Consider the following 13,548-nt stretch of genomic DNA (forward strand, 5'->3'; position numbering starts at 1 on the left):
GGCACCGCCGCGCAGGAAGTTGGCACCGCCCTCCTTGACCAGCTTGGCCATCTTGATCATATGGTCTTCGCCTTCCACGCTGCAAGGGCCGGCCATCACAGCGATGGGGGAATGGCCGCCGATCTTGGTGCCGTTGACATCGATGACAGTATCCTCGGGGTGGAACAGACGGTTGGCGCGCTTGTAGGGGGCCGAAACACGAGTCACGTTTTCGACCCAGGGGTTGGCCAATACATCCTTTTCCGCGATCTTGGTGGTGTCACCGACCAGACCAAAGACGTTATAATCGGTACCGCGGATCAAAGTGACCGAAAGGCCCTGTTTTTCAAAACTGTCGATAATGCGGTCCAGTTCGACCTGCGGCGTACCCTTTTTGGTAGAAATAATCATGAAGGAAACCTCTTTCTAAAGGATTTTTTATCAAAAAATTGTTATAGCAAGGTGTCGGATTCGCACAGTTGTGCGGCAGCCTGTACCACATCGGCCAGCGCTGTGGAGTTGTCCAGCACGGCATCGGCAGCAGCGCGGTAGAGCGGCGTGCGCTCGGCCTGCAGTTGCTTCAGTGCCGCCCCGCCTTTCGACAGGGGACGGCCTCCGGTGGCCAGTTTGCCCAGCGGACGCTGGACCCACAGCACCACACCGTTTTGCCGCATGGCATGGACATTGGCAGCCGTTTTGATGACGCCGCCGCCGCAGGCAATCACCTGCCCGGTATGCTTGGCCACGTCGGCCAGCGTGTCGGCTTCATAGCGGCGGAATGCTTCCTCACCTTCGTGGGCAAAGATGTCGGGAATGTTGCGGCCGGTCCGACGCTCGATCTCTTCGTCCAGATCCACAAAGGTTTTGTTGAGGCGGCGTGCCAGCGCGGCGCCGATGGTGGATTTGCCGCACCCCGGCATACCGATCAGCGAAACGTTGGACAACTGATGCTGCAGCCGCAGACTGGCAGCCGGAATCACGCTGTCGGTGGCGTAGAACCGCCCGGTAAAATGCTGGGCGGCAAACACGGCCTGCGCCACCAGCATTTCAAAACCGCCGGCGGTGGTGATACCGTGCTCGGCCGCCCGCAGCAGCAATTCGGTGCGGAAGGGGTTATATACCACGTCCAGAACGGCTTCCAACGCCGGGAACGCGGTGGGGTCCAACAGGCATTGTCCCACGTTGGGGTACATGCCGCAGGGGGTGGTGTTGACGATGATCTGCACGTCCCGGCGGCGCATCGCTTCGCTGTAAGTCAGCGCGCCGTACTTGCCGGTACGGCTGGCAGACAGTACTGCCCGGGCACCGCTGTCCCGGCAAACTGCCTCCACGGTGGAATGGGTGCCGCCGGTGCCGAGGATCAGCACCACTTTATCGGTGAAATCCACCTGATGGGCCCGGGCCAGATAGGCAAAGCCCGCGTAGTCGGTGTTATAACCGTATAGTTTGCCATTCCGATGAACGATGGTGTTCACCGCGCCAATGGCCTTGGCCTTGGGGTCGATCTCGTCACAGTAGGGGATGACCAACTGCTTGTAGGGAATCGTCACATTGATGGCGGCAAAGTCCCGCTTTTCCATAAAGGCTCGAGCCTCTGCCTCGGTGGGCAGGGGAATCAAATCATAGTGATACCCGGCCAACTGCTCGTGGATGATTTTGGAATAGCTGTGCCCCAGCTTGGCACCAATCAGACCGTATCTTTTTTGTTCCACAGCGGTTCACATCCTTTCCATTGTATCGGTGGTGGGAAAACCATGGACTTGCGCCAATGTGCCGTAGCGCACCGTCAACAGATCCAACAGTCCAAAAGCGGTCAATGTGTTTTGAACCACAGCCGCCCGGGGAACGATGCAGGGGTCATGCCGTCCTTTGATCTGCAGGGTGGCGTCCTTGCAGGCTATATAATCTACGGTATGCTGCTCTTTATAGATGCTGGGGGTGGGCTTGATCACCGTGCGGAAGACCAGCGGCATACCGTTGGTGATGCCGCCGTTGATGCCGCCATTGCGGTTGGTGGCAGTCACCACGTTGCCGTCGCGGACCGTAAAGGGATCGTTGGCTTCGCTGCCGCGCATTCCTGCAAAACGGAACCCGGCGCCAAATTCCACCCCTTTGCAGGCGGGAATCGCAAATAACAGGTGGCTCAGCTCGCTTTCCACACTGTCGAACCAAGGTTCGCCGATGCCGGCGGGCAATCCGGTGACAATGGTTTCCAGAATACCGCCCACGCTGTCCCCCTCACTGCCAGCGGCACGGATGGCCTGCTGCATGGGTTCTTCCCGGCTGGGATCCAACAGGGCGAAGTGTCCGGGTTCCGGTTCGGGCAGAATCAACCCGGCGGCACTGGAAAGGGGCGCGTCTTCGATGCCCGCGCAGGCTGCAATGTGGGTATAGACCCGAATGCCCAGCCGCCGAAGCACCGTTTCGCACAGGGCGCCGGCCGCTACCGAGGCAGCGGTGATCCGCCCGGAAAAATGTCCGCCGCCTCGGGCATCCTGCCAGCCTTCATATTTGGCGTAGGCTGTATAGTCGGCATGACCGGGACGCAGCAGGTCCGCAGTTTTGGCATAGTCGCCGCTGCGGGTGTTCAGGTTGCGGATCATCAAGGCGATGGAGGTGCCGGTGGTGTGGCCTTGGTAGACGCCGGACAGAAACTCTACGGCATCGGCCTCGGTGCGGGCGGTGGAAAGGCCGTCCCCCCGGGCTCGGCGGCGGTCCATCGCTGTGGCGATGGCTTGCTCATCCACCGGCAGCCCAGCGGCCAGACCGTCCAGCACAGCGCCCACGGCAGGGCCGTGACTTTCACCGAAGATCGTTAAGCTGATCGCATTGCCAAAGGTGTTTTTCATCCAACCGATCCTTTCACAAAGGGGAAAAAGAGCACGCCGCACCGGGTGCGGCGGCAAGGTGACGGGGTGTTATTCCATGCCTAACAAGGCGGGCAGTTCGGTGGTGGGGATAGTATCTGCCCGCCAGCAGCCCAGACCGGGGCATTTGATCACGGTGATGGAATCCCCGCGGGTCTTTTTGTCATGCTGCATATATTCCAGCACCTTGGCCTTGTTGGCACCGGTGCGGGTGGGCAGGCCCAGTGTGCGGTAGATGGCCCGCACCCGTTTCAGGAGCGCCGGGTCTTCGATCATGGGCAGCATACCCAGCGCCACACATTCCCCGTGGTACAGCCCGGTGGTGCGGCGGCCGCGGATGCCTTTGACGGCTTCGATGCCGTGGCCGATGGTGTGGCCGAAATTCAGGCAAGCACGCACACTGCCTTCCCGCTCGTCCTGTTCCACAATCTTTTTCTTGAATTTCAAGCTGCGGTAAACGATCTGTTCCAGATTCTCTTCAGGGTGTTCACTCTCAAACAGCGCAAAGAGCTGGGCATCCCCGATGATGCCTGTCTTGAGGGCCTCAGCCAGACCGTTGATCACATGGCGACGGGGCAGGGTGGCTACCGTATCAAAGTCCACCAGCACCACCTTGGGCTGCCAGAAGGCACCGACAATGTTCTTGGTTTCCCCCAGATCTATGGCCGTTTTGCCGCCGATGGACGAATCCACCTGTGCAAGGGTGGTGGTGGGGCAGTTCACAAAATCGATGCCCCGCATATAGCTGGCGGCGCAGAAACCGCCCAGATCCCCCACAACGCCGCCGCCTACGGCCACCAGTAGGTCCTTGCGGTCCATGCCGAAGTCCAGCATAGCCTGCAATACCTGTCCGTAGACCTTCAGGCATTTGCTGCCTTCGCCCTGCGGGATGGGGTAGATGGTGGATGTGGGACACTGGGCGGCGATCGTCTCGGCATAAACACGAGGCACGCCGGAATCGGTCAGCACAAAGACCTTGCGATTCTGCACATTGGTGAATTGATGCAGGTTGGCAAGGCAGCCCGCCTTCAAGATGATATCATAGCTGCGGCTTTTCAGTTGCATCGTCAGTTTCATGCTTCGCACGTCCTTTTATGATCGGTTATTTTTCCGTGGTATCTAGGGTAAACGCACCCAGAAGGCGCAGCGTGCTGCAGGTGGTGCGTAAGGTATCCAACAGGGCGTCACAGTCGGTCTGGGTACTGCCGGCAGGGCAGACTAACTGGACATAGAAATAATATTCAAAGGGAACGTGGGGCAGCGGCCGGCTCTTGATACATTCCATATTAAAGCCTCTGGCACCGATCTGGTCCAGAACCGTGGCCAACTGCCCGGGCTTGTGCCGTGCCGTAAACAAAAGGGCCAGACGCTGGCCTTCCCCTGTCATGGCGGGGGCTTCGGCAGCACGTTCGATTACGATAAAACGGGTGGTGTTGTCGCCATCGGCGTTGACGCCCTCGGCCAGAATTTGCAGGCCGTACAGGTCGGCGGTCTCGGCGCTGGCAATGGCGGCCACTGTGGGGTCTTTCTGTTCGGCAATATGCCGGGCCGCGTCGGCGGTGTTGCTCCAAGCCTGTGTGGCCAGCCCATGCTGCTGCAGAAAGACGCTGCTCTGGGCCAGTGCCTGCGGGTGGCTGATAACCGTGCGTACCCCCGCCAAACTGGAACCCGGGATCCCCAACAGATCCTGCCGGATGGGCAGGTCACACATCCGGGCTACGATCAGCCCGGGGTGGGTATACAGCAGGTCCAACACGGTGGAAACATCCCCGGCGTTGGAGTTTTCAAAGGGCAGCACACCAAATTCGGCGTCGCCGTTCTGTACTGCGTCGAACACTTCCCCCCAAGTGGCGAAGGAAATCGCACGGGAAAAAGGAAACAACCGCCGCAGGGCGATATGGCTCCAAGCGCCCTGTACCCCTTGGTAGGCGGCTGTGTCACGGCCCAGCATAGCCCGCTGGTACGCCCGGGATACCGCCATCGCTTCCTGCAAAAAGGCACGGTAGTAGGGGCGCAGACCCTCGTCCTGCAGGCGGGCTGCATTTTTGTCCAGCACAGCGGCTTCCCGCACAGCATCAAAAACCGGTTTGCCGGTTTGGGCTTTGTAACGGGCTACATCGGCCACCGCCTGCATCCGCCGTTCAAACAACGCCGCCATCTCGGCATCGATGGCATCAATCTCGGTACGCGCTTGCTGTAACAGGTCCATGGCGGGCGACTCCTTTGCATTTGTATTCATACGTATACATAATCAGTATAACATAAAGAAAAAGCCACCACAAGAGTGGTGGCGAGAAAAATCCTTGTTCCCTTAGCCGTAGCCGTGCAAAGCGCTGCGCAGGGCAGCCAAGAGCTCGGCCTGATAATCGGGGTTAAAAGTGCCATGCAGCAATTTGGGCAGGGCTTCTTCCTGCAGGCGGCGCCAGCTTTCTGCTTCCCGACCGGGCAAGATCGGCACAAAGGCCACCCCGTTGGCGGCAGCGGCTTGGGCATCCCCCATGGCATCGCCCACCATCATGACTTTGCGGCTCTCATATCCACAAGCCAGCATAGTAGCAATGGAGTTGGCTTTGCTGCCAACCTCCTGTCCAAAGATGATGTCGGCGTGCTGGGCAAGCCCGTAACGCTTCCATTCGCTGGCGATGGCGCTCTCGTTGGCAGCGCTGACCACAGCCAGATCCGCCACGGTGTGCAGTTGGCGCAAACTTTCCTGTACGCCGGGGAAAGGCTCAAAGGTGGGTTCCAAGGCCTGAATCCGACGGTTGCAGGCGTTGCTCCATTCCAGCAGTTTGCGCAGCGCCAGACTGCCGGTCTTTTTCAGTTCGTGCTGTAAGCTGGCGGTGGAAAGCTCGGTGGAAGTGCTGACCCAAGTGGTGATGTCGTCACTGCCCGGAATCTCGATGCCGCGATTTTTCAAGCGGTCGAAAATCAGGACCACGCTTTCAAAACGAGAGATGCCGCGGGTCAGCGTGTGCAGATTGATCTCCTCCCAGGTGGTGGAGATAAAATCTGCATAATCTTCCAATGCAAACACGCGGATCAACTCAGGGCACATGACCGTGGTGTGTTTAATGCGCACCGTGTCCATCACGCAGCCATCCGAATCCATACAAACCAAAAATTCGCGTCTTTTGGTAAAATCTGTCAATGCATTGGCCATGATGCCATACCCCCTCTATACCTGCCAAACCTACCCTATACAAGTCTATCATAGCAAATCTACCGGGGCCTTGGCAATGGCTTTTTTGAAAAAAATAGACTTTCTGTACAAAAATAGAGCATTAGGCAGGGGAGCCGTCCCCCAACACCTCACCAATCGGCTGGTTCAGCACCAGCGAAGCCATATTGTCGGCAGGGGTGGCCTGTTTGTTGATGACCACCAACTCGTCCCCTCGGAAATAACGCAGCAGGCCCGCCGCCGGATAGACCACCAGACTGGTGCCGCCCACAATCAGGGTGTCGGCAGCGGCAATGGCACGCACGGCGTTTTCCATCGTTTCCTCATCCAGCCCTTCTTCATAGAGTACCACATCGGGCTTGACGATGGCGCCGCATTCGGTGCAGCGAGGGACGCCGTCCCCTTGCCCGGCGGCCTGCTCGATAAATTCTACGGGATAGAATTTGCCGCAGCGGGTGCAATAGTTGCGCAGGGTGGAGCCGTGCAATTCATAGACGGTGTGGCTGCCGGCGGCTTGATGCAGCCCGTCGATATTCTGGGTCACCACGGCCTTGCAGATGCCCTGCCGTTCCAGTTTGGCCAGACGCAGGTGGGCGGCATTGGGCTTGGCGCCATGGACGATGAGTTTCTGGCGGTAAAAGTCAAAGAATTCAGCGGTGTGGCTCTTATAAAAACTGTGGGAGAGCATGACCTCGGGCGGGTAGCGGAATTTTTGGTGGTACAGTCCGTCCACCGAGCGAAAATCGGGAATACCGCTTTCGGTGGAAACGCCCGCGCCGCCGAAAAAGACGAGATTTTTGGATTTTGCCAGAATGGCTTCCAATGCCGGTACCATACAAACTTCCCCTTTCGTTTTAGGTGCAGATGTACTATAATAAGGAAAATCAATCCCAAAGATACCTCTATTATAGTACCCATTGGAAGGGGGATGCAAGATGCAGGACATCACACGGGAAGTCGTGCGTCGGCAGTTGCCGGCCCGTCCGGCCGATACCAACAAGGGCAGTTTCGGCAGTGTGCTGGTAGTGGCGGGCAGCATGGCGTACCGCGGAGCGGCCTTGCTTTGTACCGAAGGAGCGCTGCGCGGCGGCGCGGGGTTAGTCTATCTGGCCAGTGTAGAGCCGGTCATTCAACTGGCTTTGACCCGCACGCCGGAATGTTGTGTCTGCGGCTGCCGAACCGACAACAGCGGTGGGATCCGCCCGCAGGATACCGAAGCGCTGCGGGCTTGGTTCGCAGGCAAAAACACTGTATTGGTGGCAGGCCCCGGTCTGGGAGAGGGCGCGGGGGTCATCTGCAATACGCTGCTGGGCAAAAAACAGCCTTGGGCGGCGGCTGTGTTGGATGCCGACGCTCTCAATGCGCTGGCGTCAGGCGCTTTGCGGGCACCGCTGCCCGCCCATACGGTCCTGACACCTCACCCCGGGGAGGCGGCCCGTCTGTTACATACCACGGTAGGGGAGGTGCAGGCAGACCGGGAGGCAGCAGTCCGGCGTTTGGCCGACGAATACCAGTGTGTGGCCGTGCTCAAAGGCAGCGGAACGCTGGTCACGGCGCCGGGAGAGCCGATTTGGCACAACACCACCGGAGGGGCAGGGCTGGCCCGGGGCGGCAGCGGCGACGTGCTGGCGGGTCTGTTAGCGGGTCTGTTGGCCGCCGGGTGGCAGCAAGGACGCACGGCGCTGGAAGCCGCCACCACGGCGGTTTGGCTGCATGGTGCGGCGGGGGACCGCTGTGCCAAACGGTGCAGCAAGACGGCTATGCTGCCGCAAGATATGTTTGTAGATCTGGGGACTCTGTTGGCGGAATTGGAAGCCTAAAACCCACAGAATTCACCGAGAGAGGAAGTCTTTTTCATGTCCATTGAAAAGGTAAGAGCCTATTTTGCCCAGTATGGGATGCAGGAGCGGATCTTGGAATTTCCGGTTTCCAGCGCTACGGTAGAATTGGCCGCACAGGCATTGCACTGCGAACCCTGTCACATTGCCAAGACGCTCTCCTTTATGGTAGGGGAGTCCCCGGTGCTTATCGTCACCGCCGGCGACGCCAAGATCGACAATCACAAATACAAAGCGCAGTTCGCCGCTAAGGCCAAGATGCTCACGCCGGAACAGGCGGAAACACTAGTGGGCCATGCGGTGGGCGGTGTTTGTCCTTTTGCAGTGCAGCCCGGGGTACAGGTTTATCTGGATGTATCCCTTCGGCGGTTTCAGACGGTGTTCCCGGCTTGCGGCAGCAGCAACAGGGCCATAGAACTGACCATACCGGAATTGGAACAATATTCCGGGTATCAGGCTTGGGTGGACGTCTGCAAAGGCTGGCAGGAACCCCTGTAAGGGAAGAAATCCCAGAAAGAAATCGACCATGACCTATCAGCAAGTGTTTGAAAAGGTAAAAGCGCTTTTTGCGGATGCCGATGTCAGCGACATACAGGAGCATCTGGCCTACCAGTTTACCATTACCGGGGAAGGTGCAGGCGCCTTTTATGTGGAGGTGTCGGGCGGCAAGCTGGCCATCGAACCCTATACGTACCATGACCGGGATGCGGAATTTACCTGCTCGGCGGATACGCTGTTCAAAATCGCTTCCGGCAGTATGGACCCGATCCCGGCGGTCATGATGGGACGGCTGAAGGTGGAGGGCAACATGGAAAAGGCGCTGAAACTTAAAGCGTTTTTGGCGGCCCGCAAGGCATGATGAAGTATAACAGAAAGGGAGAAAGGGCATGGCCTTCTGGTTTTGGGCGGCGGCAACGGCGGTCTGGTTTGTGCTGATGACCGTTCTCTCCCATCAGGATGGCCCCCATACCGGAGAGGTCAGCCGCACGTTGGCACAGGAATTGCATCCCTTGCTGCCGGCTGTGGATCAGGAAGCACTGAACCGGACTTTGCGCCGGGCGGCTCATCCGCTGCTCTTCGGGGGGCTGACGGTGCTATTGGGCATCACGCTGCATACCGGTGGGGCGCAGTACAGCCGGGTGGTGGCCTTTGGCGTATTGCTGTTGTGGTGTTGGGGCGACGAGGCCACCAAACGAGGCATACCTGGCCGTCACTTCTCATGGCTGGATGTGGGGCTTAATGCGTTGGGCACGCTGTGCGGCGGTGTAGTATTCTGGTTGGTATAGGCAAAGTAAAACGGCGGACTTTCTTTTGGAAAGTCCGCCGTTTTGGCTTATTATACGGAAAATGGTGCTATCAGCAGCGCCACGGTTCTTTGCCCTCGTTTTCCACTGTGACGTGGCAGAGCTTCATGGCTGCTAGTGCCGTATCATGGCTCTGCGGGCTCACGCAGGCACAGCAGGCTGCGTCTACCGAAAATTCAGCCTCGGGGAAAGCTGCCTTTAGCACCATGGCATTGGAGAGCACACAAATACCGGTGCAAAGCCCGACCAGTTCGATTTCAAGGGGAGCATCCCCCGCAAGATCCCGAAGCTGCTCTGCCAAGGCGAAAGACCCGAAAGTGGGCTTTTCCACAAAGTGATCTGCCGGTACGGCGGTCAGCGCATCGGCCACCTGCGGATGCAGCGTATGCCCCAGCGTACCTTTGACGCAGTGAACTACCGGCAGATGCCGTCCTTCACAGGTGTTCAGATAGTCCGGTGTATGGGTGTCCAACGTCACAAAGATGTGTTCCGGCGGGGTCTGCTGGATTTTGGCCACCACGTTGGGCACAATGGCAAGGGCCTCCTTGGTGCCAAGGCTGCCGTCGATAAAATCTTTCTGCATATCCACAACGATCAGAACATTCATGGTCCGCTACCTCCAAGGGGTTATTTCTTGTGGTATTTGCGGTCCTCTTCCTCGTAGGCAGGATCGCAGGTCAGGTACATCCCCAGCTTGTTCAGCGTGTCACTGTCCACGCTGGACAGAATAACGGTGGAATGGACATCGCAGCCTTTCAACTTGGGCAACTGGTGCAGCGCCGCGGCGGCATATTCATTCTCCGATACCGAGCTGGACAAGGCGATGAGGATCTCGTCGGTGTGCAGCCGGGGATTTTTGCTGCCCAGATAGTTGGTCTTAAGGGTCTGGATGGGTTCGATGGCACGGGCCGATACCAGTTCGACCTCCGGGCCGATACCAGCCAGATTCTTTAGGGCGTTGAGCAGCGCCGAAGAGGCGGCGCCTAGCAAGGGACCGGTTTTGCCGGTGACAATCGAGCCGTCGGGCAGTTCGATGGCCACCGCGGGCAGCCCGCCGGTGGCATCGGAGCGGGCGTGGGCCTGTTGCTCCACGGCACGGCTGCCCACCGTCAGGCCTGCCTGATTCAACAGCAGTTCCAGCTTGAACCGCTCTTCCTTGACGGTGCCGCCCACCTTCTGCTCACACAGGCATTTCAGATAACGGCGCAGGATTTCCTTGCGGGAAGCCTCGCAGCATACGGCGTCATCTACAATACAGTTGCCCGCCATGTTTACGCCCATATCGGTGGGGGACTGGTACGGGCTTTTGCCGGCGATCAGCTCAAACATCGCGTGCAGTACCGGGAAAATCTCAATATCGCGGTTATAGTTTACCGCGGTCTCGCCGTAGGCTTCCAGATGGAACGGGTCGATCATGTTCACATCGTTCAGGTCGGCGGTAGCAGCTTCATAGGCTAGATTGACAGGGTGCTTCAACGGCAGGTTCCAGATGGGGAAGGTCTCAAACTTAGCATACCCGGCTTTGACCCCCCGCCGATATTCGTGGTACAGCTGGGACAGGCATACGGCCATCTTGCCGCTGCCCGGCCCCGGTGCCGTGATGACTACCAGCGGGCGCTGCGTCTCGATGTAATCGTTTTTGCCGTACCCCTCGTCGCTGACGATGCGGGCCACGTCGTTGGGGTAACCTGCAATTTTATAATGACGGAAGGTACGGATCCCCAGCGTATGCAGCCGGTTTTCAAAGGCTTCCACCTCGGGGGCGGGGGTATACATCGTCACACAGACGCTGCCCACCAGCAAACCTACACCTTGGAACGCGTCAATGAGCCGCAACACGTCCAGATCGTAGGTGATGCCATAGTCGCCGCGCATCTTGTTGCTGATGATGTCCTCGGCGCTGATGACTACCACGATCTCTGCCTGCTCCTTCAGTTGCAGCAGCATCTGCAGCTTGGAATCGGGCTGGAATCCCGGCAGCACCCGGGAAGCATGGTAGTCGTCAAACAGTTTGCCGCCAAACTCCAGATACAGCTTGTTGTCAAACTGGGCGATCCGCTCCCGAATATGAGCGGATTGCATAGCCAAATATTGGTCGTTGTCAAATCCTATTTTCATATACAACTCTTTTCTTTTTCCGAAAAATGGCAGATGACACACAGCCTGCCGCACAATAAAAATAGTATACCATACCTACCGGCGCAGCGCAACGTGGCAAAAGCATCCTGTTCGAACTTTTCTGTAAAAAGAGGCGGATCTGGTTCGTTGATGGCAACGCAAAGGCAGACCTGCTTTTGGGAAAAAATAGATTGACAAAAAAGGAAAATCTCCATATAATTACCAAAGGTAACTATATGGAGGCGTTTTGATGGAAATACAAACAATCAAGGCGATGTTCGACGCGTGCTATCAGGCAAAACGGAGTCGGGATATGCTGCCGCCGCTGCCGAAAGGCGTTACATCGGCCTATATTCAGTATCTGGACACCATCGAGTCCTTAGAACGGCAGGGAACTCGCGTAAAAGTGTCCGACATCAGCGATGCCCTGCACTTGCCCCGTCCCGGTGTGACGCGGACCGTCAAGGAGATGGAGAAAAAAGGATATCTGCACAAAGAATCTTCCACCACAGATGGCCGTATCACCTATATCTCTATTACCGAGGCGGGCAAAAAACTATCCCAAATCTATAACGAGTGGTATTTTAACCAGTTGGCACCACTTTTTCAGGACATCTCGGAAGAAGATGCCCGCTGTACCATCCGAACGATAGAACGATTTTATACAATTTTATCGGAAGGGAGAGTTTCTATTGAATAAGGAAAAAGCAGATTTTACACAGGGGAGCATTCTTCAAAAGTTATTTTGGTTTATGCTGCCCATTTTGGGAGCCTTGATTTTGCAGGCTGCATACGGTGCTGTGGACTTGCTGGTGGTGGGCCGATTCGGCTCTACTTCCGGTTTGTCGGCAGTATCCACTGGCAGTCAGGTCCTCAATCTGGTCACCTTCGTGGTGACACAGCTGGCCATGGGCATTACCGTTTTGATTGCACGGTATCTGGGGGAAAAGCGGCCGGAACGGATCGCGCAAGTTCTTGGTGGTGCTGCCATTGTTTTTGCACTAATCTCAGTGGGGCTGTTCGCGCTGCTGGTGGGGCTTGCCAGACCGATTTCGGTGCTGATGCAGGCCCCGGCGGAGTCCTTGGACCTCACCGTCAGCTATGTGCGCATCTGTGGCGGCGGTATCTTCTTTATCGTGGCCTACAATGTGTTGTCTGCGATCTTCCGTGGACTGGGAGATAGCAAGTCGCCGCTGCTGTTTGTGTTGGTCGCCTGTGTGGTCAATATCTTTGGCGATCTGTTTCTGGTGGCAGGACTCCATATGGATGCCGCCGGTGCCGCCCTCGCCACAGTCTTTGCACAAACGGTCAGCGTTGTGTGTGCTGTGGTCATGCTCTGGAGAAAGAAACTTCCTTTTTCAATCAAAAAATCGGATTTTCGTTTCAACCCCCAGTGCCGGAAATTTCTCGAAATTGGTATTCCGCTGGCTTTGCAGGAGTGTTTGACGCAGCTTTCTTTCTTGGCGCTCTGCGCATTCGTCAACCGGCTGGGGCTGGAGGCTTCTTCCGGATATGGCGTCGCCAGCAAGATCGTCAATTTTGCGATGTTGGTCCCCAGCGCTTTGATGCAGTCCATGGCATCCTTTGTTTCGCAAAATGTGGGAGCCGGCAACCAGAAGCGGGCCAAACAGTCCATGTTTACCGGCATTGGCGTCGGGCTGGGCTTCGGTGTTGTGGTCTTTGCTCTGGTGATGATGAAGGGCGATTTCTTGGCGGGCTTCTTCACCTCGGATGCAGCAGTCATCGAAAAGGGCTTTGCCTATTTGAAAGGCTTTGCCCCTGAAACCATTGCCACGGCGGTGTTGTTTAGTATGGTGGGGTATTTTAACGGCAACCAAAAGACCGTCTGGGTCATGGTACAAGGGCTGGTGCAGACGTTGTTGGTGCGTCTGCCCATGGCCTACTTCATGAGTATCCAGACCAACGCAAGCCTGACCAAGATCGGTTTGGCCGCGCCGGTATCTACAATGGTTGGTGTGATCTTGAATGTGGCGTTCTATCTGTATTTGAACTGGCGGCAGAATAACGAAAAGAAACCGGATCAAAAAGTGTCGGTCCCCGCAGCCTGAATTTTCAAAGAAATAGCAAAGCACGCCCGTGAAGCGGTCAGCGTACCGCTTCACGGGCGTGCTTTTGTCAATACGAAGGGGAGAACAGCAGAGGAGGGGGGCTGTGCATCCAATACAAAAAGAAAAAACCTCACGTGTTCACGTGAGGTTTTGGTGCGCCCGCAGGAACTCGAATCCTGGACCCTCTGATTAAAA

14 protein-coding genes and 1 pseudogene are annotated in these 13,548 nt (G+C 57.2%); 6 read left to right on the forward strand and 9 right to left on the reverse strand.

What is annotated here, in order from left to right; translation table 11 throughout:
• The 7 genes and pseudogenes from Q0526_RS14350 to Q0526_RS14380 form a co-directional block, all read right to left on the reverse strand.
• Positions 1-390: pseudogene (locus Q0526_RS14350) on the reverse strand (3-deoxy-7-phosphoheptulonate synthase); the annotation flags it as partial.
• Between the two features lie 41 nt (positions 391-431).
• A complete protein-coding gene (locus tag Q0526_RS14355) occupies positions 432-1,691 on the reverse strand; it encodes a shikimate kinase (RefSeq protein WP_298734964.1) in 1,260 nt (419 codons plus the stop codon).
• A gap of 6 nt (positions 1,692-1,697) precedes the next feature.
• Complete coding sequence (gene aroC, locus Q0526_RS14360; RefSeq protein WP_298734966.1) at positions 1,698-2,828, reverse strand: chorismate synthase; 1,131 nt, start codon at positions 2,826-2,828, stop codon at positions 1,698-1,700.
• 69 nt (positions 2,829-2,897) lie between these two features.
• The gene (gene aroB, locus Q0526_RS14365; protein ID WP_298734968.1) at positions 2,898-3,923 is read right to left on the reverse strand and encodes a 3-dehydroquinate synthase; all 1,026 of its coding nucleotides are present in this window, start codon (positions 3,921-3,923) and stop codon (positions 2,898-2,900) included.
• Between the two features lie 25 nt (positions 3,924-3,948).
• Positions 3,949-5,055, reverse strand: a complete 1,107-nt coding sequence (locus Q0526_RS14370) for a bifunctional chorismate mutase/prephenate dehydratase (RefSeq protein WP_298734970.1) — start codon at positions 5,053-5,055, stop codon at positions 3,949-3,951.
• A gap of 102 nt (positions 5,056-5,157) precedes the next feature.
• On the reverse strand, positions 5,158-6,006 hold the full coding sequence (locus Q0526_RS14375; protein WP_298734972.1) for an HAD hydrolase-like protein: 849 nt from the start codon (positions 6,004-6,006) through the stop codon (positions 5,158-5,160).
• A gap of 121 nt (positions 6,007-6,127) precedes the next feature.
• The gene (locus Q0526_RS14380) at positions 6,128-6,859 is read right to left on the reverse strand and encodes an NAD-dependent protein deacylase (protein ID WP_298734975.1); all 732 of its coding nucleotides are present in this window, start codon (positions 6,857-6,859) and stop codon (positions 6,128-6,130) included.
• Positions 6,860-6,959: 100 nt separating this feature from the next.
• Between Q0526_RS14380 and Q0526_RS14385 the strand changes: the two genes are divergently transcribed.
• From Q0526_RS14385 to Q0526_RS14400, 4 genes are read left to right on the forward strand one after another with little or no spacing between them, the layout of a single operon-like run.
• Positions 6,960-7,844, forward strand: coding sequence for an NAD(P)H-hydrate dehydratase (locus Q0526_RS14385; protein ID WP_298734978.1), 885 nt, complete (start codon positions 6,960-6,962; stop codon positions 7,842-7,844).
• A gap of 36 nt (positions 7,845-7,880) precedes the next feature.
• On the forward strand, positions 7,881-8,360 hold the full coding sequence (locus tag Q0526_RS14390; protein WP_298734981.1) for a YbaK/EbsC family protein: 480 nt from the start codon (positions 7,881-7,883) through the stop codon (positions 8,358-8,360).
• 28 nt (positions 8,361-8,388) lie between these two features.
• Positions 8,389-8,721 (forward strand): SCP2 sterol-binding domain-containing protein, encoded by a 333-nt coding sequence (locus Q0526_RS14395; RefSeq protein WP_298734984.1) that lies wholly within the window; start codon positions 8,389-8,391, stop codon positions 8,719-8,721.
• A 28-nt stretch (positions 8,722-8,749) separates the two neighbouring features.
• A complete protein-coding gene (locus Q0526_RS14400) occupies positions 8,750-9,148 on the forward strand; it encodes a VanZ family protein (protein ID WP_298734987.1) in 399 nt (132 codons plus the stop codon).
• Between the two features lie 70 nt (positions 9,149-9,218).
• Here Q0526_RS14400 and Q0526_RS14405 read toward each other — a convergent pair whose 3' ends face one another.
• Both Q0526_RS14405 and Q0526_RS14410 read right to left on the reverse strand, forming a co-directional pair.
• Positions 9,219-9,773, reverse strand: a complete 555-nt coding sequence (locus Q0526_RS14405; RefSeq protein ID WP_298734990.1) for an isochorismatase family cysteine hydrolase — start codon at positions 9,771-9,773, stop codon at positions 9,219-9,221.
• Between the two features lie 20 nt (positions 9,774-9,793).
• A complete protein-coding gene (locus tag Q0526_RS14410; protein ID WP_298734992.1) occupies positions 9,794-11,284 on the reverse strand; it encodes a DUF1846 domain-containing protein in 1,491 nt (496 codons plus the stop codon).
• 250 nt (positions 11,285-11,534) lie between these two features.
• Here Q0526_RS14410 and Q0526_RS14415 point away from each other — a divergent pair, with 250 nt between their 5' ends.
• On the forward strand, positions 11,535-11,984 hold the full coding sequence (locus tag Q0526_RS14415) for a MarR family transcriptional regulator (protein ID WP_298734994.1): 450 nt from the start codon (positions 11,535-11,537) through the stop codon (positions 11,982-11,984).
• Entirely contained in the window at positions 11,977-13,353 is a 1,377-nt protein-coding gene (locus tag Q0526_RS14420; protein WP_298734996.1) for an MATE family efflux transporter, read from the forward strand. Before Q0526_RS14415 ends, Q0526_RS14420 begins: the two co-directional genes overlap by 8 nt.
• Positions 13,354-13,548: the final 195 nt, after the last annotated feature.

Source organism: uncultured Subdoligranulum sp. (genome assembly GCF_937890665.1).